This window comes from Priestia sp. FSL H7-0729, assembly GCF_038005685.1.
In the GTDB taxonomy this organism is placed as follows: Bacteria; Bacillota; Bacilli; order Paenibacillales; family Paenibacillaceae; genus Paenibacillus.
On record NZ_JBBOTQ010000001.1, the window covers coordinates 38,722 to 58,649 of the forward strand.

The window sequence follows — 19,928 nt, forward strand, 5'->3', positions numbered from 1 at the left end:
GAATGAGCCATGTTTGGATTCCGATTTGCGAAGTTTCAACCCAGTGAATATGTCATGAAGGTGAAAAATGGTAAGGTACAACGTCAGGGTGTTGGATTGTCCTTCTATTATTATGAGCCCACCACATCGGTAGTGGTGCTACCCGTGTCCTCGGTGGATGTACCTTTTATGTTCGAAGAGATTACGGCGGACTATCAGACCGTTACTGTGCAGGGACAGCTAAGTTATCGCATTGTAGATTATTTGAAAATAACACAGAGCCTGAATTACACATACAATTTGCGCAAGAATCGGTATATTTCAGACGACACCGGCAAACTGGACCAACGGGTAATCACCACAGCGAAAGTACTAACCAAGAAATATCTGGAGAAAATGCCGTTGAAGGAGGCCATTCAATCCAGTGAACGGCTGGCAAGCAGCATGAAACGCGAAGTTGTGCAAAGTGAAGAGTTGGAGAAACTGGGCGTTGAGCTGATGAGTCTATCCATCCTGGCCATTCTGCCCAATAAAGAGACGATGCGTGCATTGGAAGCACAAGCGAGGGAAGAGATTTTACGTCAAGCAGATGAAGCGCTGTATGTGCGTCGCAATGCATCGATTGAACAGGAGAGACGAGTGAAGGAGAACGAACTGAACACCGAAATTGCCGTGGAGACAAAAAAACAGCAAATTCGTGAGACACAATTGCAGGCAGAACGCTCGGTGAAACAGAAACAAAACGAGATGGAGCAAGAGCAACTTCAGTTCAATACAGCGATGGAGGAACGTAAGCAGCAACTGATTGAGTTAACCATTGCCAATCACAATGCGGAAGCCGATGCCAAAGCATATGAGATCGCTGCCGTGATGAATTCGTTGCAACATGTACAGCCGAGTGTACTGCAAGCGATGGCAAACATGGGCATGAATTCCGATAAGTTGATTGCACTTGCATTCCAGGAACTGGCTGAAAATGCAGGCAAGATCGGACAGCTTAATATCTCGCCGGATCTGTTGCAGGGGTTGATGTCTCCCGCGCCGGGCAGAGATCAGGGAGGTAGAGGGCGATGAGATTAGGAAGTAGAGAGCAGGCAGAGCAAGCAGGGAAATCAGTACGTCATCAGGCTGCGCCGGACGATCGAATGAGCGAACACAAGCTCATTCTCGTTAAGCGTCGTACCCGACTGGAAGAGTTGGTGGTTCGATATAATACGGTGCAGCAAGCTCAGTTTTATATTGAACGTCTGGGCGCCGACTTCAGTGATTATATGGAGGAAGACCGTCGTTATCGGTTATCTGTGCAGCAGGCGCAACAGCAACTGGGGCAATTGGGCCGTGTACAGACCATTGATCGGGAACATGTACCGAACTTTATTTTTGGAGAGCAGGATATCGTGGTTGTGGTTGGACAGGATGGGCTTGTAGCTAATACCCTCAAATACGTAACCGAGCAACCGCTCATTGGTGTGAACCCGGACCCGATGCGGTGGGACGGGGTGTTATTACCTTTTACCGTGGAGGATCTGAGCTTCATTGTCCCGGATGTCATTCGAAAACAGAGAACCTTGAAAGAAGTCACACTCGCCAAAGTAGAACTCAATGATGGACAGTATCTATATGGCGTCAACGATCTGTTCATTGGTCGAAAGACACATGTATCGGCACGTTATGAAGTGCGTTTGGGTACATCCTTAGAACAACAATCCTCCAGCGGTATCATTGTATCCACAGGCATGGGATCGACAGGTTGGTTCAAAAGTGTGCTGGCTGGAGCCACCGGAATTGTAGGATCGGCGGCGTGGCAGAACATGAATTCGGAAGATGAGGTTGCTGTTGCATCCTCATCCATTCATGGAAGCAGGAGGGAATTGAGTCATTTTAACTGGGATGCGCCGTACTTGTATTTCTCAGTAAGAGAACCCTTTCCAAGCCGAACGACAGCGGCCAACCTGGTGTTTGGACAGATCCATTCGAAGCAACCATTGCACATTGTATCCCAGATGCCGGAGGATGGAGTTATTTTCAGCGACGGGGTCGAGCAGGACTTTCTTGAGTTCAACTCAGGGGTGGAGGCTATCATTGGTTTGGCAGAGAAGAGGGGGCGTCTCGTAGTCTGACCCTTTATTTCCAAGCCGTTTCCAACTAAAATGGGTAACTAGATGTGATACACTGACGTCAGGAAACGGAAAGAGGGTTAACGATGCAGTCGATAATGTTGGTTGAAGATGATGCCAAGCTAGCAGGATTGCTGGCGGCTTATCTGACCCGAAATGGATTTCAGGTACAGGTCACAGAAGATTTTCGTCATGTATTGGATGAATTCGTAAAGATGGCACCGGATCTTGTGCTGATGGATGTGAACTTGCCTCAATATGATGGCTATTATTGGTGCAGACAGATACGCACACATTCCATATGTCCCATTTTATTCATATCCGCTCGGGATAGCGGCATGGATCAGATTATGGCATTGGAGCATGGAGCGGATGATTATATTACAAAACCTTTTCAATATGAAGTTGTGCTTGCCAAAGTCCGCAGTCAGCTGCGCAGAGCCTATGGTTCTTATGCTGCTGTTCAGCAGGAAGTAACAGTTACGAATGGTCCCATGATCCTCTATCCTGAGCGATTCGTATTGGAATATGATGAACGCTCAACAGAGCTGACACAGAAGGAAGCGATACTGGTGGAAGCGCTGATGGCGAAGGCTGGACGAGTGGTCAGCCGGGAAAAATTGCTTGAACAGATGTGGGAAGATCAGCATTTTATCGATGATAATACGTTGAATGTCTATATTACACGCGTTCGCCGGAAGTTGAAGGAGCTGGGGGCAGAAGAGATTTTGGAGACGGTTCGCGGAGCGGGTTATCGTGTGTTGGATCTGGGTTCATCCGCACAGGGAAAAGGGAAATGAGACTTTTCCTGAAAGACCACCAGATGTTAATCGGATTTTATGTGCTGCAGATGCTGCTGGTTCCGTGTGTGTATTGGCTCTCTGGTGAGGGCCGTCCGATGAAGATTGTCCTTTATGGCATGCTGATCAGTACTGTTGTGCTGTTGGTCTATCTGATCATACGTTACCTCCAGCTGCGAGCGTATTATCGTCTGCTTGAACAACCACGTAAACTGGTAAACGAGCCTTTCCAAACGCTTGGAAATTCGCTCGTGGCGGAAGCCATCCAGGAATTATTACATGAACTGGAGCGTAATCGGCAGAACGAGATGGGTCAATTACGTACTAGCAAGGAACAGCAGGTGGTATTCATGAATCGCTGGGTTCATCAGATGAAGACCCCGTTGTCTATTATCCAACTGACCTTGGAGGATGTGGAAGATGAGACGGCTGCAAGTATTCAGGATGAGCTGGATAAGATTCGCAAAGGACTTGAAATGGTTTTACATTCCTCGCGGCTTGAACAGTTCGAAGGGGACTTTCGTGTGGAGCTGCTTTCTCTGCAAGATGTGCTTCGGAGCAGTATAGCTGAGAACCGACGTTTGTTTATTCGCAGAGGCATTACGCCGGATATCCGTATGCAGGGCGACCTTCAGATCTACAGTGATTCCAAATGGTTGCGGTTCATGTTCACCCAGATCCTGACGAATGCAGTGAACTATTCCGATAGAAAATCAGGCAAAAAAGTGATCATAACCGGCTACCAGCAGGAAGAACGTACCATCCTGGACATTCAGGATGAGGGGATTGGCATCTCGTCGGAGGATATTCATCGCGTATTCAATCCCTATTTTACAGGTGAACGGGGCAGGCAATACCACGAATCCACAGGGATGGGCTTATATCTGGTCCGTGAGATCAGTGCACGCCTGGATAACCGGGTAGAGTTGCTTTCGGAGCCGAATGAAGGAACATTGGTTAGATTCAGTTGGATGCATACAAAAGTTCCAAAGTAAAGAGTGCTTTGCCCATCACATGGGTGAGGTACTTTTTTACATGCACAGAAGTGTAATGGAGAAGGCAGGGGAACAAAACCTTAAACGGGTTGTAAGAGAAGTTTAAGGTAATTCGATAGCGCCGTTACGGGAGGTCCGTTAGGATAAGAATAGTAATAACGTATATAGAACGATAGATTCGGAGGGGAATACGTATGGAAATGTTACAAGTATCAGCACTGAGCAAAGTATATCAGGGTAAAGTACAAACTCAAGCCCTTAGTGATATTCATCTGACAATCAAGCAAGGTGAGTTTGTGGGTATTATGGGCCCGTCCGGCAGTGGCAAAACTACATTGTTAAACATGGTCTCGACCATTGATGAACCCAGCTCGGGCAAAGTATTGATTAATGGCATGAATCCGTTTGATATGAAAAAGAAAGAACTTGCCATGTTCCGACGTCGGGAACTCGGATTTGTCTTTCAGGATTTCAATCTGCTGGACACGCTGACGGTTGCCGAGAATATTGTACTCCCATTGACACTGGACAAGGTCAAACTGAAGGAGATGGAGAGTAGACTACAACGCATTACAGCCAAGCTCGGGATTGATCACATTCTGGATAAACGAGTCTACGAAATCTCGGGCGGACAGCGACAGCGCACAGCCATTGCGAGATCCATGATCAATATGCCTTCAATTGTATTGGCGGATGAACCCACTGGTGCATTGGATTCCACTTCATCTCAGGCTGTCATGGAGTCGCTTGAACAGATTAATCAGCAGGAGAAAACGACCATTATGCTGGTTACACATGATCCCCTTGCTGCAAGTTATTGTAATCGAATTGTATTCATCAAGGATGGAAAACTGGCAGCCGAGGTACACCGCGGAGATAATCGACAGACGTTCTTCCAGCGGATCATTGATACGTTATCCTTCTGGGGAGGGAATTCACATGAGCTTTCCTCAGTTCGCGTTTAACAATATTCGCCGGAATGGGCGAGCGTATATTGCTTTTTTTCTGAGCAGTGTGTTTATGGTCATGATTTTCTTCGCTTATGCAGTGTTCATCTATCATCCGTATGTGACCGAGTTGCCGATGGGTGACACAACCGCAATGGGGATGCAGATTGCTTCAATTATTGTATATGTGTTTGCATTTTTCTTTGTCATGTATTCCATCAGTGCTTTTCTCAAATCACGGAACAAGGAGTTTGGCATTCTAACCATACTTGGTGCGGAGCCTGGACAGATTCGGAAATTGGTCATATTGGAAAATATGTTGATCGGCTGTCTTTCCATTATTGCAGGTATCGGCGGAGGCCTGTTATTGTCGAAGCTGTTCCTGATGTTAACTACTCGTTTTATCGGGATGGAAGATCTGCCCTTTTATTTTCCGGTGAAAGCGATGCTGATTACGATTGGGGCCTTTCTATTATTATTTTTCTGCATTTCACTCTTCACATTGATATTTATCGGAAATAAACGGACGTTAGAGCTTTTGACAGGGACCAGCAAACCTAAAAAAGAACCCAAAGCTTCGTGGTTCTTCTCACTTCTGGGCCTGACATTACTTACAATCGGATTTGTAGTACTCCGCAGTAAATTGAGCGGCGGTACGATCTTGCTCGCAGCAGTTACAGGCATCGCGGGGACGTATTTTTTCTACTCACAACTTTCCGTGCTCATTATACGGGTATTAAAGCGTAATCGCAAAACGGTATGGCATGGTACTCGTCTGTTATGGATCTCAGAGATGAGTTACAAAATGAAGGATAATGCTCGGATGCTCTTTATGGTGACGGTAGTCATTGCGATTGCTTCGATGAGTGCAGTTGTGATTTTGTCACTGGATCAGGAGAATCGGGAGCAGTTTACCAACAACGATTTTCCAGTCATATACAATGTGTACACACCATCGGATCAAATGGATATGAGCGCTATTGATTCGACACTTGAAACCGCAGGCTTGGATTATCAGCAAGTGTATCTGGAGTACTTCTGGTCTGATGCAGATCAGAGTGCTGTCTCAGTCATGCCACTCAGTCATTACAACCGATTCAATACGATCCAAGGAAAAAAGACATTCCAATTGGATTCAGGTGCAGCATTATTCGTAGATTCGCGGAATGAGAAGGATCAGGCTCAGATCGATCGAAACAGGTTTCGCAATTATGCGGAAGGAGACACATTGACCTTGAATCTAGAAGCTGGCCCGATGCAAGCAAGAGTTACAGCCACGGATGTTGAGACACGGTTTGCAACCTTGATCTATTCAACAGGTGTAGTTGTCCTCCCGGATGAGAAGTTTGAAGAGATCACACAACAGATCCATGAAAATAGATTATCTGGCAAAGTTCTGTATCAGATTCCTGCCTGGGGTCATGCGGTACCTGACCGCCACTCCTCGGAAGCCATGGTTAGCGATCAGTTACTTTCGTCCGCAGATACCATTCGAAGCGATAATGCTTCGGATGAGAATTACTCCGGATTTCTGACCACTCGATATGGAGATTTTGAAAGATACAGACAGGGTACAGCACTATTTACCTTCTTGGGCATATTTATCGGATTGATCTTCTCCATCTCTTCGGCAAGCTTTCTGTATTTCAGACTGCATACCGATCTTGAAGCCGATGGAAAAATGGTGCACTCTCTTTCGAAAATGGGTCTCAGTTTCGACGAGATGAAACGATCATCCACCGTTCAGATTGCCATTCTGTTCTTTTTACCGATCGGGGTAGCTATCATTGAAACTTTGGTCGTGGTTAAGCCATTCCTGACTGAATTTGGTATTACCAATTATACGGTTCCGGTGTTGACTGTATTTGGGGCGTTTGTCCTTGCACAGACGTTTTATTTCTTTGTTATCCGTTCCAGATATATATCTTCTCTGCGCAAAATGATGGTTTAGTCATCCAGGAAATGAATGATTATAAGGTACAGAACATGATCCGTTGATTGCCCGCATTTCTTGATTCAGATCAAGGAATCGCGGGCTTTCTTGCGTTAAGATGAATGCATCAACAGATTACATTATCGAGGAGGACGATGATATGAGTATTACGTCATTGCAAGAAGTTAAAGCATTCAGTGAGGATCGTTTTACGAAACGGGTTTTATTCCAAGAGGGTGGAGGAGTGACCTTTGTACTTCATTTTCTGCCAGGTCAGCAGCTTCCCGTTCATAAACATCCGGGCGCAGACGTTATTTTGCTGGTGGTCGAAGGTACTGGCACACTTATTCTGGATGGTGAAGAACAAGTGGTAAAACAAGAGGATGTAATTCATTGCGACGGTGAAGTGGAGTTCGCATTCCATAATACAGGAGATCAGGAAGTTCGTTTGTTCGTGGTGTTAAACAAAGTGCCAGCAGCTTCGTATGCAAAGGACATCTAACATTCAGTATCAAGGAACCCATAAACCATAAAATGATTCATTGATCGGCACTTAAAATAAGGGGAACTCGACTATGGGTTTTCCTTATTTATTTTTATTAAAGAATACTCTTCTTAAATACACGTCCTTCTAGCAATCTTGGGGTAGTAGATTAAGTGTACGTTCCCATCGGTAAACAAAAAGCATACCTGGGTCTGAGAGTATCAGATCTTAAGTACGCTTCTTCGTATTCCGGCAGCAATTTGTTCATTCATCCGGTCACGGGTCATTCTACCTAGAAGTATCCCAGCATTTCTTTGGCTTCATTTGACATCAGCTGTGGAGACCATTGTGGCTCCCACACGACTTGTACATCAATATCAGTCTTATTCGTATTTTCCTGCAACACCCATTTCACGGCACCGACAATCGTATCGTGCAGCGGGCAGCCCGGTGTAGTCAGCGTCATCCGTACATGAACCCGTTCAGGCTCTTCCCTTACTTCATATACCAGACCCAGGTCAACGATGTTGACACCTAATTCAGGGTCATATACTTCCTTGAGACATTCCAGCAAATGAGTCGTTTGTTCCATGATGTTCACTCTCCAGTCCACCTTATTTAGGTTAACGCCTGAATACCAAAGCAATATTTGCGATATATACGATGGAGACAAGAGACAAAATCGTCCCCCCAGCCATCATGACCTCTGCCAGATTAATTAGAATTCCACTGACAAGCAGAAGGCTTCCAGCGACCATGGCGAGCATACCCCAATGGACATACCGTTCACTCAGCATACCTGCCATTAGCGGTGTTCCGGGTCTGCCTGCTTGCTTGCCATATTTGTGGGTCCACCACAGAAAAGGCACGATTTTGGAGGCATACCCGAGTATAGTGAGAGACACCCAGCCCCCAAGATATACCCATCCAGACAGCAGGACAACACGTGGATGGAGTAGCAGCTCAGTCCCTTGCGCGGAATAGATCAGCAGGGCAACAGCATATACAGCAAGCCCACGGCTTACATACACAGACCAGCGAATGCCTGGACCCGGATTATTTTTGTGCCGTTTTTCCTGAATTTGCTCCAAGTGATACACATAGAAGAGCAGGGCTGCGGTTAGAAGCAAAAGCGCGAACCAGAGCAAGCCACCCTTGATGCCTGTGAGAAAAGCGACAACGCCTGTGATTACAGCTGCATTCCACAGGAGCAAGACCGCTTTCTGCAATCGAATGGAATAATTGTGGGACAGGTAGAACATGGGCAGCATTTTGTAACTGAAGCCGGTAATTAACATGCCAAACCATCCGAGTGTCCCCATCCAGATGTGTGCGCCGAACAAGCGTTCATGCAAGCCATTCCAATCACCAAAGGCAAAATTCAGACCCATTAGCATACCGGATAACCCGGTGAGCACCAGATAGAGGCAGGCGCAGGCGGCGCTAATCGTCACCGGATTCCACTGTGAAGCTCGGATGAGGGTAACGGTCATATTCCACCCGAACAATAGAATGCCTGAAAGCGCGATTGTAGCAGAACCGGCAATCCATATGACATCTGCACGAATGAAGCCGTATAACATGCCCACGATACCGATACTGAACAAGAAATAATGACAATAACCGAGAAACAGACTATAGATATTGGATTGCAAAATAACATGTATCAACTGATATACGGCACCCATGGCCAGCATCGTTGCCCATCCAAGCACAAACAAATGAGCGTGAAACCAGCCTTCGGGTCCTCTGAGTTCATCACCAAGCCAGCCTGTCAGCGAGAGCAGGGAGAAGGCATGATACATTACAAATCCAAAGATGCCCGTGATGATAAAAAGAAACGGCAACCTGGACATGGCGTTCGCCTCCTTACCCTTTTTCAATTCTCACTTTGGCTGTGCCATCCGTTTGATCCTCGACCGTATAGAGGCAACCGAGATTGTTCAACTCTTCAATCAGGAATACAGGTACACGGTCATTGTGGATCAACACGACTTCCCCAGATTTGCAACGCTCCAGTGCGGCAAGTGTTCGCATCATGGGTTGTGGCGGTTCCAATCCGCGATTGTCGAGTATAACGGTGGGAGCCTGTAGAGATTCAAAGTTTTCAATCGCAACAGCTTGCTCTCCCGGATGTCCTTTGCATGAAGCTGATTCTTCGTCGGAATCTGGATCAGAATCAGCTTCCGATCCAGATAAAACCATTGCAGAACATGCTTTTGCACCGGTTTTATTTTTTTTGTGTACAAACGTGGTAACCCAGTGATCCGAACCCTTTCGTTCCGATGTGCTGGAGTATCCTTTCAGCTTGAGAATACCAAGCAGAGGCGTTGGTTTGAATGGAGCGTGTAGTACAAAGACATCTTCATGCTGAAGGCCTTTGACCGTGTCCATGATCAGCTGGAACGGCTCTAGCTTTTTACTCAGATGAGGACGCACATCCAATTCAACAATATGAACATCAGATGGAGACATGTGCGTTCACATCCGATCCTGCACTGGCTACATCCGCCTCTACCAACTGTAGAGACGATTTATACAGAGCGGCCATTCCACCGTACAGCGCATAGAAGAATGACTCTGGCGCATCGAGGGAGAAGGAGAGATAGGCTTTCGGGTCCATTCCGAGTACACGCTCAAATAGTCTTGCACTGTCATAGGCGTAGAAACAGAAATGAGTATATTCGAATACAGGCATTTTCTCATAAATGGTGATAATCTCTTGCGCATATTCCGCTTGCTCACGCTGCGCCATTTGAACCATGGTTGTGGCGTCTTCCAGCCGCAGCGTAATGCGAAGTGTAGTATCGTCAATGATTTCAACGTGCGCCATAGCGGTTCAGCTCCAATCTATATTTTGCTGATTTTGACCTGGAACGTCTTAGGACCCTGTTCAATATACTCCCAGTTGAAGCCGTCGGGATGTGTGGACTGGAACTGGAATCGAAGGGGCTTGGGATCGTGATCGTTGATGAGCAGCATGGACTCCTGTGGTTGCAACTGATCAAACGTTTCGAAAATAACTTTATGTTTCAAATGCGGTGGATACTCCGTGGCATTAATGGTTGCTGCGTATGTGTTCATGTGTCATTCCTCCAAATAGGGATAGTGTGGTGTTGCAATTTGATTATAGAAAACGTGAAGAGAGGGCTGTGTGAGCCTGCTCACACATTTACTATTGCCATAATTTTGCCTTATTTAGATTAGAATCCTGTTCGGAAAAGGGTTGCGGAGCATAATTAAATGTGCGACTGTGCGCTATGTTTCACTTCTTGTGATATTTTGCACAGTTCGTCGAGCGAGACATCCTTATATTTAGCGTCAAGATGACACTGGATGAGAGGAAGATTAGGTTCCTCCTTCGGCTGATATGAAGACAGCACCCTAGAGAAGGGAGGTACGTGTATGGAATCAACATTAATGGACCCGTTTGGAAGAGTGCATGATTATTTGAGAATTTCGGTTACGGATCGCTGTAATCTCCGCTGTGTGTATTGCATGCCGGAGGAAGGAATGCAATTTGAACCGACAGAACGCATCCTGTCCTATGAAGAAATCACGTCCATCGTTAAGGCGCTTGCTCCACTGGGCATTCGGAAATTGCGTTTGACCGGAGGGGAGCCTCTTGTTCGCAAGGGGCTGGATCAACTGATTGCGATGTTATCCGCTATTCCAGGAATTGAGGACATTGCATTGACAACCAATGGTATCTATTTGGCACCTTATGCGGATCTGCTAAAGACTGCGGGGTTAACCCGGGTGAACATAAGCCTGGATTCTTTGAAGCCAGAACGATTCGCAAGCATTACTCGAGGTGGCAAGGTGCAGCGTGTGCTGGATGGAATTAAGGCCAGCCAACAGGCCGGATTTTATCCGATCAAGCTGAACGTGGTGTTGATGAAAGGCGTGAACGACGATGAGGTGGAAGATTTTCTGCGGATGACCCGGGATGAACCCCTTCATATTCGTTTTATTGAGTACATGCCTATTGGAGAAAGTGGAGATGGTTGGAGATCAGGGTATATGCCTCTCGAACATGTGCTGGAAACATGTGGAGCACGATGGGATTACGAAAGCTGTGGAGAGATTTACGGGAATGGTCCGGCAGACAGTTATCGCATTGTGGGAGCTGCCGGAACGTTTGGTCTGATTCACCCGGTGAGTAGCCATTTTTGCGGGAATTGCAATCGGCTCAGGCTGACGGCAGATGGAAATATCAAACCTTGTCTCTACTGGTCGGATGAGTTCAATGTTCGTCCACTCGTAGGTGATGACAAGGCGGTGCGGGATTTATTTTACAAGGCGCTCGGAGCCAAACCCGAAACACATGACATGTTAAAAGCCTTAAACGGGCAACAGATCGGCGGCACGCCAACGCTGCGACATATGTCGCAAATCGGGGGTTAGCAACAGCAGTTCAGGAGTCAGGACTTGCATCAACAGGTCATATATGTGGGAGGACAACAATGAGTAACAAAAGCATGCCTTGGATGGGCAAACTCAAATATTTTGCCAAACGTGAAAAAAGTGCGGAAGGATGGAGTGAGATGTCCCCGGTCAACCGGGACTGGGAAGATGTCTACCGCCGCCGCTGGCAGCATGACAAAGTGGTGCGTTCCACACACGGAGTCAATTGTACCGGATCATGTAGCTGGCAGATCTATGTGAAAGACGGCATTGTAACGTGGGAAACGCAGGCTACCGACTATCCTTCAACTGGACCGGATATGCCGGAATTTGAGCCACGGGGATGTCCACGTGGAGCGAGCTTCTCATGGTATCTGTATAGCCCACTGCGTGTCAAACATCCTTACGTACGTGGTGCGTTGCTGGACATGTGGCGTGATGCGCTTCAGACGCATGGTGACCCTGTTCAAGCATGGTCCAGCATTGCGGATGATCCGGCCAAAGTGAAAAGATACAAATCGGTGCGGGGTAAAGGTGGATTAATTCGCGCGTCATGGGGTGAAGTGACACAGATTATCGCCGCTTCACTGATTCATACGATCAAAGAATACGGGCCTGACCGGATTATTGGTTTCTCTCCAATTCCGGCCATGTCGATGGTCAGTTATGCAGCAGGGTCGCGCTTCCTATCCCTGATGGGATCACCATTGCTCAGCTTTTATGACTGGTATGCGGATCTGCCACCGGCTTCACCTCAGATCTGGGGCGATCAGACCGATGTGCCCGAGAGCAGCGACTGGTACAACTCCGGATACATTCTGGTATGGGGTTCGAATCTGCCAATGACGCGCACCCCCGATGCCCATTTCCTGGCTGAAGCACGTTATCGGGGAACGAAAGTGGTATCAATTAGTCCGGATTATGCCGAATATGTGAAGTTTGCAGATACATGGATGTCGGTAAAACAAGGAACGGACGGCGCTCTGGCAATGGCTATGGGCCATGTCATCCTGAAAGAGTTTTATATTGAAAAGCCTACGGACTATTTCATGCAATATGCCAAACAGTATACGGACTTTCCAAATCTGCTGATTGTGGAAGAAAAGGACGGCGTACACACAGCAGGCAGATTTCTCGTTGGGGAAGATCTGGGCATTACAGGTAATAACATGGCTTGGAAAACGCTCGTTTACGATGAAAACAGTGGAACTTATGCGATGCCAAAAGGAAGTTTGGGCTTCCGTTGGGGTGAAGAAGGCACATGGAATCTCAAAATGGAACAGGTAGAGAACGGTGAGCCGATTGATCCAAGACTATCCATGCTTGGCGTTCATCATGATCTGGTTACGATTCAACTGCCGTACTTTGATGATGAGGGGAAACATGTCATGCAGCGGCAGATTCCTGTACGTCGAATATGGCTTGAGGATCGATGGATTACAGTAACAGCTGTATACGATCTGGTACTTGCCAAATACGGAATTGAACGTGTAATGACGCGTTCTGCGGACTCAGCAGAAGTAGTCACTGGTGTGGAGCAGTTGAGTGTACGTATTAACTATGGAGACGACATTTCGCATGCAGCACAGATAAAACCATTCACTCCAAAGTGGCAAGAGAAAATCACTGGTGTGGACCAAGAGACCGTCGTACAGATTGCACGCGAGTTCGCACAGAATGCGATCGATACCAAAGGTCGGTCCATGATCATTATGGGAGCCGGTATTAACCACTGGTATAACTCTGATGTAATCTATCGTGCCATTATCAACCTGATTCTGATGACTGGCTGTCAGGGTGTGAACGGCGGAGGCTGGGCCCACTATGTCGGTCAAGAAAAATTGCGTCCGGCTGAAGGCTGGCAGACGATTGCCTTTGCTCGTGACTGGACTGGACCTGCACGTCTGCAGAACGGAACCTCCTTCTTCTACTTTGCAACAGATCAATGGAGATACGAGGAGACCCCAGTCGGAGAGTTGACCTCAGCGCTTGAGGGTAAACCGCGGTTCCAGCATGTGGCTGATTATAATGTGATGGCTGCACGTATGGGCTGGCTGCCATCCTATCCACAATTCAATCGTAACTCGATTGATCTGCATCAGGATGCGCTACAGGCGGGAGCAACGACGAAGGATGAGATCGGTGCTTATGTGGCCTCTGAATTGCAGAACAAAAATCTGAAGTTCTCGATCGAGCAACCGGATGATCCGGCGAACTTCCCACGTGTACTGTTTGTCTGGAGAGCGAATCTGATCTCAAGTTCCGGCAAGGGACATGAGTATTTCCTGAAACATCTGCTCGGTGCAACGAATGGATTGCTGAACGATGATGATCATGGCCTGCGCCCAGAGCATGTAGAGTGGGTGGATGAAGCACCGGAAGGCAAGTTGGACTTGATGATCAACATGGATTTCCGGATGGCAGGTACAGCCATGTACTCCGATATTGTACTGCCAGCAGCGACCTGGTATGAGAAAAGCGATCTAAGCAGTACGGATATGCACCCGTTCGTTCATCCATTCAACCCGGCAGTAGCCGCGCAATGGGAATCCCTTTCCGACTGGGATACCTTCAAGGAAATCGCACGTGTATTCTCCGAGATGGCTGCGCAGCAATTCGATGGGCCTCAGAAGGAGATCATTGCTACACCGCTCTTGCATGATTCACCGGATGAACTTGCTCAACCGTACGGAGAGATCAAGGACTGGAGCGCGGGAGAATGTGAAGCGATTCCGGGGAAAACGATGCCGCATATTCAGGTCGTGGAACGTGACTATGCTGCCGTATACAACAAAATGATCAGTCTGGGACCTGTTGTGAAGGACAAACCGATCGGTACCAAAGGCATATCCTGGTCTGCGAGTGAAGAGTACGAGAAGCTCAAGAGCATTCTCGGTGTGAACCGGAAGGAGGGCATTGGTAAAGGATGTCCGGATCTGAGCACAGACCGTAATGTTGCGGAGGCTATTCTGACCTTGTCTAGTACAACAAATGGCAAGATGGCGGTACGTGCGTGGGAAGCGCTGGAACAGAAAACGGCACTTCATTTGAAAGATTTGGCTGAGGAACGGTCTGAGGAATGTTTTACATTTGACGAGATCACTTCCAAACCGAAAACGGTCATTACCTCGCCTGCCTTCAGCGGATCGGAAAAAGGCGGACGTCGATATTCGCCATTCACCACCAATGTGGAGCGCCTGATTCCATGGCGTACATTGACGGGCAGACAGCAGTTCTACATTGATCATGCGATGCTACGCGAATTCGGAGAAACATTAGCGACATTTAAACCTGTGTTGAAACATACACCGTTCCATCCGAAAAGCAAACGTCCGATTGAAGGTGGCAAGGAAATTGTCCTGAATTATCTGACACCACATAACAAGTGGTCGATTCACAGTATGTACTATGATGCGCTGCCGATGTTGACCTTGTTCCGAGGCGGCCCGACAATCTGGATGAACTACGAAGATGCAGAAGAAGCCGGACTGGTCGACAACGACTGGATCGAATGCTTCAACCGTAACGGGGTAGTCGTTGCCAGAGCCGTAGTAACACATCGTATTCCTCGCGGCATGGCTTTCATGTATCACGCTCAGGACCGTCACATTAACGTTCCAGGTACCAAAATATCACAAACACGCGGTGGTACGCATAACAGTCCGACCCGTATTCATGTGAAGCCAACACATATGATCGGTGGTTATGCCCAGTTAAGTTATGGCTTCAACTACTATGGCCCGACAGGCAACCAGCGTGACCTCAACGTCATCATAAGAAAACTGCAGGAGGTGGATTGGCTTGAAGATTAAAGCACAAGTCAGTATGGTCATGAATCTGGACAAATGTATCGGGTGCCATACATGTAGCGTAACCTGCAAAAACACCTGGACCAATCGTCCAGGTGCAGAATATATGTACTGGAACAATGTGGAGACCAAGCCAGGGGTCGGTTATCCGAAACAATGGGAGGACCAGGAGCGTTATCGCGGTGGCTGGGAGATGAAGAATGGCAAACTGGAATTGAAGTCCGGCACACGGGCAAGACGCTTGCTTAACATTTTCCATAATCCGGATCAGCCTACCATTGATGATTATTACGAGCCATGGACATACGAGTATGAGAAACTGACGAACAGTCCGGAGAAAAAGCATCAGCCTGTAGCCAGACCGAAATCCCAGATTACCGGTGAATATATGAATCTGGAGTGGGGTCCGAACTGGGAAGATGATCTGGCAGGTGCCCATGTAACGGGGATGGAAGATCCCAATATGAAGGGTGTCGAAGACTCGATCAAAATGGATTTTGAACAGGTATTTATGATGTACCTACCACGGATATGTGAACACTGTCTTAACCCGGCCTGTGTGTCCTCCTGTCCTTCCGGAGCGATGTACAAACGGGAAGAGGACGGGATTGTACTGGTTGACCAAAATGCATGCCGCGCATGGAGGTTCTGTGTATCCAGTTGCCCTTACAAAAAAGTCTATTTCAACTGGCAGACGAACAAAGCCGAGAAATGTACCCTTTGTTTCCCACGGATTGAAGCGGGCCTGCCAACTATCTGTTCCGAAACCTGTGTGGGACGTATCCGTTATATCGGCCTGATGCTGTATGATGCAGACCGTGTTGAAGCCGCGGCTTCGGTTGAAAATGACCAGGATCTCTATGAATCCCAGATGGATATTTTCCTTGATCCGAATGACCCTGAGGTGATTCGTGAAGCGCGTGAGGCCGGCATTCCAGAGGATTGGATTATTGCAGCGCAGCAGTCCCCTATTTATAAAATGGTTATTGATTGGAAAATTGCGCTCCCGCTTCACCCAGAATATCGCACCATGCCGATGGTATGGTACATTCCACCGCTTAGCCCGATTACCAATCGGGTAGAGGGGCAGGGGAGTTCGCTGGAGGCCAATGATATCTTCCCGGCGATTGATAACATGCGTATTCCCGTGGAATATCTGGCCAATCTGCTTACGGCAGGAGATACGGATCGAATCCGTGAAGTACTGCGGAAGATGGCAGTTATGCGCATTCACATGCGTAATCAGCAGACGGGTAAGATCAGTGAATCAGCATTGCTGGAAAGAGTAGGCATGGATGCTCAAGAAGTGGAGGACATGTACCGCCTGCTTGCCATTGCGAAATACAATGACCGTTTTGTCATCCCGCCAGCTCACCGTGAGGAAGTGGAAGATCTTTTCAGCGAACAGGGCAGCTGCGGACTTGATTTTGCAGGTGGTCCAGGTTCTTGCGGGGTATTCTGATGGGAGAGGAGACAATGACAACGATGACGATCGAACCCAATGAAGGAACAGGTCAGGTTCTGTTTTACGATACGAATACGAGAAGAATGGTCTGTAAACTGATCTCTTATCTGTTGCAATATCCCGATACAGCGTGGAGAGAAGGACTGCAAGGCGTTAAGGGAGCTATACAGTCCATTTCGGATGAGACGATGAACCAGATCCTGCTGACATTTGTAGATGAAGCACAGGCTGTTAGCTCGATTGAGTGGCAGGATTCTTACGTTCGAACATTCGATTTTGATAAAAAGTGTAACCTCTATCTCACGTATGCTCTTCATGGCGATGAACGAGATCGGGGCCCGGCTTTGATCGAATTGAAACGCAGATATGAAGCTGCGGGATTTTATATGGAAGTAAGTGAGTTGCCGGATTATCTGCCTATGGTACTTGAATTTGTAGCTGAGGCTCCCGAGGAAGATGCCTTGGGTGTGCTCTCCAGTTGCCATAAGGCTCTGGTCACGATGACCGAGAGCATTACCGGACAGAACAGCCCATATGGAGCATTGCTCAGTCTGATGTTACAGGTCATTCCTGAGCCCCCAGCGCCTGATGTACCCAAACAAGAAGAAGCAGTTAACCAACAACCTGAAGATCTTATGCAGATTGCGGCTCAGATGAGGAGGGGGAATCGGTGAGTACATTGGAACTGTTGTTATGGGGTGCTCTTCCGTATATGGTCATTGTTTTCTGTGTGACGGCAACGATCTGGAGATATGTGACGAATCCCTTCAGTTGGACGTCCAAGTCCAGTGAGATGCTGGAGAAACGCATGTTAAAATGGGGCAGTTTACTCTTTCATATCGGGATTTTCGCCGTAATCTGTGGACATATTGCCGGTCTGCTTGTCCCGGTGGAGTTCTATCGCTGGATCGGCCTGAGTGATGAAGGATATCACATGATGGCTATTGCAGGAGGATTGCCTGCGGGGATCATTGCATTTGCAGGTGCAGTCATTTTGCTAGTTCGCCGTTATGTTGCTCGCAGAGTGCGGGCCACAAGCAGCATCGGGGATTGGCTGGCCCTTGCCATGTTGATCATTGTCATTGTCACCGGAATACTGGCAACCTCGGCTAATGCGGTGAATCACACAGGCTTCGACTATCGTACAACAATTAATCCGTGGCTGCGCGGTCTGATCGTATTCCAGCCTGATCCGGTTCTGATGCAGACGGTACCAATGAACTTCAAAGTACACATTCTGCTTACCTTTGTACTGTACTGCGTGTTTCCATTCACTCGTCTGGTTCACATGCTAAGTATGCCACTGGGTTACCTGAAACGCAGTTATGTGTTGTATCGCAGAAGAGATGGAGCTGTGTATCCGAATCAGGAACAAAAAAAGGAAAGGGCGATGTAAATGCAACATAAAGGTAAGGTTCAACTGCCCTTGCAAACTGCAAGTCTGGTTCTTGGTTTCATGGTATGGGTTATCCTGTCCTCTCTGATGCCATTTATAAAAGAGGATATTGCGCTTACGTCTTCTCAGCTTGCATGGGCAACAGCAATTCCTGTGTTGATCGGATCGATTGCCCGTATTCCGATTGGTTATTGGACGAATCGATATGGGGCACGTATTATTTTCATGATCAGCTTTGTATTGTTGCTGGCTCCTGTATGGTGGATTAGCCGTGCGACGTCGTTCAGTGATCTGGTGATTGGTGGACTATTCCTCGGTATTGGGGGAGCCGTCTTCTCCGTCGGTGTAACATCATTGCCCAAATATTATCCGAAAGAGCGACATGGATTTGTTAATGGGATCTACGGAATTGGTAACCTGGGTACAGCACTGTCTGCATTCGGAGCCCCGCTGATCGCCAATCAAATGGGATGGTCTACGACGGTGCTGCTCTACAGTATTCTGCTACTAGGGATGGCAGCGCTGAATTTTGCTCTGGGGGACAAAAAGGAAACTCGTGTTAATGTTCCGCTCATGCAACAATTGAAGGCCATATCACACAACAATAAACTATGGTTGCTCTGCTTATTTTATTTTCTGACCTTTGGCTCATTCGTGGCGTTTACGGTATATTTGCCAAATTTCTTAGTCAGTCACTTCCAGATGGACAAAGTCGATGCAGGTATTCGTACAGCGGGGTTCATTCTCGTTGCTACCATCATGCGACCTGTTGGAGGCTGGCTTGGAGATCGATTTAACCCGTTCAAAATATTAATGTTTGTCTTCGGCGGATTAACGATTGCAGCAATCGTATTATCCTTCGCGCCCTCATTCTATATCTATACCATTGGATGCCTGACTGTGGCCTTATGCGCAGGGACGGGTAACGGGACCATTTTCAAATTAGTGCCAATGTATTTCGTTAAACAACCAGGTGTAGCGAATGGCATGATCTCGGCTATGGGTGGTCTGGGCGGATTCTTCCCACCATTGATGTTGACTTTGTTGTATAACATGACGGGGCATTATGCCATTGGTTTCATGGCGTTGTCACAGATTGCGCTGGTCAGCCTTGTACTTGTGATCTGGATGTTCTACCAAGAGAAGCTTCAGTTATCTGCCAGCATTCTGGAGAATACGATTGAAGCCATTCTGATTACAGATACGAACAGTGTGATTACTTCCGTGAATCCAGCCTTTACTGCAGTCACTGGTTACAGCGCTGAAGAGGCGGTTGGACAGAAGCCAAGTCTGTTGAAATCCGGCAAGCAGGATAAACGATTCTATGACCAATTATGGTTGGAATTACGTGAGAAAGGATATTGGCAAGGTAAGATCTGGAATCGGAAGAAAAACGGGGAAGTCTATCAGGAATGGCTGAGTATAACGGCGATCCGTAATGAAGCCGGCGAAGTCAAATATTATGCGGGCATGTTCAGTGACATGGGCAGGCCAGAGCTCACAGTAGCCTGATACATGCGTCAGTAATTGTGCATACAGCAAGAGACCTTAACATCAATTGCAGGCGTTAAGGTCTCTTTTTGCACACAGAGATTG

Annotated in this window: 18 protein-coding genes; 13 read left to right on the forward strand and 5 right to left on the reverse strand. The window is 47.5% G+C overall.

Annotation, left to right across the window (positions count from 1 at the left end):
* Positions 1 to 9 precede the first annotated feature (9 nt).
* The 7 genes from MHH93_RS00155 to MHH93_RS00185 all read left to right on the forward strand — a co-directional run bounded on the left by MHH93_RS00155 (position 10) and on the right by MHH93_RS00185 (position 7,273).
* Positions 10 to 1,053, forward strand: coding sequence for an SPFH domain-containing protein (locus MHH93_RS00155; RefSeq protein WP_500052041.1), 1,044 nt, complete (start codon positions 10 to 12; stop codon positions 1,051 to 1,053).
* 71 nt (positions 1,054 to 1,124) lie between these two features.
* A complete protein-coding gene (locus MHH93_RS00160) occupies positions 1,125 to 2,099 on the forward strand; it encodes a diacylglycerol kinase catalytic domain-containing protein (protein WP_500053287.1) in 975 nt (324 codons plus the stop codon).
* A gap of 83 nt (positions 2,100 to 2,182) precedes the next feature.
* Positions 2,183 to 2,896 carry a response regulator transcription factor gene (locus MHH93_RS00165; RefSeq protein WP_500052042.1) on the forward strand — a complete coding sequence of 238 codons (714 nt, stop codon included), beginning with the start codon at positions 2,183 to 2,185 and terminating at the stop codon, positions 2,894 to 2,896.
* Positions 2,893 to 3,891 (forward strand): sensor histidine kinase, encoded by a 999-nt coding sequence (locus MHH93_RS00170; protein ID WP_500052043.1) that lies wholly within the window; start codon positions 2,893 to 2,895, stop codon positions 3,889 to 3,891. Before MHH93_RS00165 ends, MHH93_RS00170 begins: the two co-directional genes overlap by 4 nt.
* Positions 3,892 to 4,085: 194 nt before the next feature.
* On the forward strand, positions 4,086 to 4,856 hold the full coding sequence (locus MHH93_RS00175; RefSeq protein WP_278294483.1) for an ABC transporter ATP-binding protein: 771 nt from the start codon (positions 4,086 to 4,088) through the stop codon (positions 4,854 to 4,856).
* Positions 4,831 to 6,789: an ABC transporter permease gene (locus MHH93_RS00180; RefSeq protein ID WP_500052046.1), complete on the forward strand. Its 1,959-nt coding sequence runs from the start codon at positions 4,831 to 4,833 to the stop codon at positions 6,787 to 6,789. The genes MHH93_RS00175 and MHH93_RS00180 overlap by 26 nt, the downstream gene beginning before the upstream one ends.
* A gap of 142 nt (positions 6,790 to 6,931) precedes the next feature.
* A complete protein-coding gene (locus tag MHH93_RS00185) occupies positions 6,932 to 7,273 on the forward strand; it encodes a cupin domain-containing protein (RefSeq protein WP_500052048.1) in 342 nt (113 codons plus the stop codon).
* A gap of 274 nt (positions 7,274 to 7,547) precedes the next feature.
* Here the strand turns inward: MHH93_RS00185 and MHH93_RS00190 are convergent, their stop codons facing one another.
* Genes MHH93_RS00190 through MHH93_RS00210 form a run of 5 tightly spaced genes read right to left on the reverse strand, consistent with a single transcriptional unit; the run spans position 7,548 to position 10,339 of the window.
* Positions 7,548 to 7,847, reverse strand: a complete 300-nt coding sequence (locus tag MHH93_RS00190; RefSeq protein ID WP_036613395.1) for a metal-sulfur cluster assembly factor — start codon at positions 7,845 to 7,847, stop codon at positions 7,548 to 7,550.
* A gap of 31 nt (positions 7,848 to 7,878) precedes the next feature.
* Positions 7,879 to 9,111, reverse strand: a complete 1,233-nt coding sequence (locus MHH93_RS00195) for a hypothetical protein (RefSeq protein ID WP_500052050.1) — start codon at positions 9,109 to 9,111, stop codon at positions 7,879 to 7,881.
* A 13-nt stretch (positions 9,112 to 9,124) separates the two neighbouring features.
* On the reverse strand, positions 9,125 to 9,730 hold the full coding sequence (locus MHH93_RS00200) for a DUF2249 domain-containing protein (RefSeq protein WP_500052051.1): 606 nt from the start codon (positions 9,728 to 9,730) through the stop codon (positions 9,125 to 9,127).
* The gene (locus MHH93_RS00205) at positions 9,717 to 10,088 is read right to left on the reverse strand and encodes a hypothetical protein (protein WP_500052052.1); all 372 of its coding nucleotides are present in this window, start codon (positions 10,086 to 10,088) and stop codon (positions 9,717 to 9,719) included. Before MHH93_RS00205 ends, MHH93_RS00200 begins: the two co-directional genes overlap by 14 nt.
* A 17-nt stretch (positions 10,089 to 10,105) precedes the next feature.
* The gene (locus tag MHH93_RS00210; protein ID WP_500052053.1) at positions 10,106 to 10,339 is read right to left on the reverse strand and encodes a DUF2249 domain-containing protein; all 234 of its coding nucleotides are present in this window, start codon (positions 10,337 to 10,339) and stop codon (positions 10,106 to 10,108) included.
* Positions 10,340 to 10,660: 321 nt separating this feature from the next.
* Between MHH93_RS00210 and moaA the strand changes: the two genes are divergently transcribed.
* The 6 genes from moaA to MHH93_RS00240 are packed head-to-tail and all read left to right on the forward strand — an operon-like array spanning position 10,661 to position 19,844.
* Positions 10,661 to 11,662, forward strand: coding sequence for a GTP 3',8-cyclase MoaA (gene moaA, locus MHH93_RS00215; protein ID WP_500052054.1), 1,002 nt, complete (start codon positions 10,661 to 10,663; stop codon positions 11,660 to 11,662).
* Positions 11,663 to 11,721: 59 nt separating this feature from the next.
* A complete protein-coding gene (locus MHH93_RS00220) occupies positions 11,722 to 15,474 on the forward strand; it encodes a nitrate reductase subunit alpha (protein WP_500052055.1) in 3,753 nt (1,250 codons plus the stop codon).
* The gene (narH, locus tag MHH93_RS00225) at positions 15,464 to 16,933 is read left to right on the forward strand and encodes a nitrate reductase subunit beta (protein ID WP_500052056.1); all 1,470 of its coding nucleotides are present in this window, start codon (positions 15,464 to 15,466) and stop codon (positions 16,931 to 16,933) included. The genes MHH93_RS00220 and narH overlap by 11 nt, the downstream gene beginning before the upstream one ends.
* Before the next feature lie 14 nt (positions 16,934 to 16,947).
* Positions 16,948 to 17,610, forward strand: coding sequence for a nitrate reductase molybdenum cofactor assembly chaperone (narJ, locus tag MHH93_RS00230; protein ID WP_500052057.1), 663 nt, complete (start codon positions 16,948 to 16,950; stop codon positions 17,608 to 17,610).
* Positions 17,607 to 18,332, forward strand: a complete 726-nt coding sequence (gene narI, locus MHH93_RS00235; protein WP_500052058.1) for a respiratory nitrate reductase subunit gamma — start codon at positions 17,607 to 17,609, stop codon at positions 18,330 to 18,332. Before narJ ends, narI begins: the two co-directional genes overlap by 4 nt.
* Positions 18,333 to 19,844, forward strand: a complete 1,512-nt coding sequence (locus MHH93_RS00240; RefSeq protein WP_500052059.1) for a nitrate/nitrite transporter — start codon at positions 18,333 to 18,335, stop codon at positions 19,842 to 19,844.
* Positions 19,845 to 19,928: the final 84 nt, after the last annotated feature.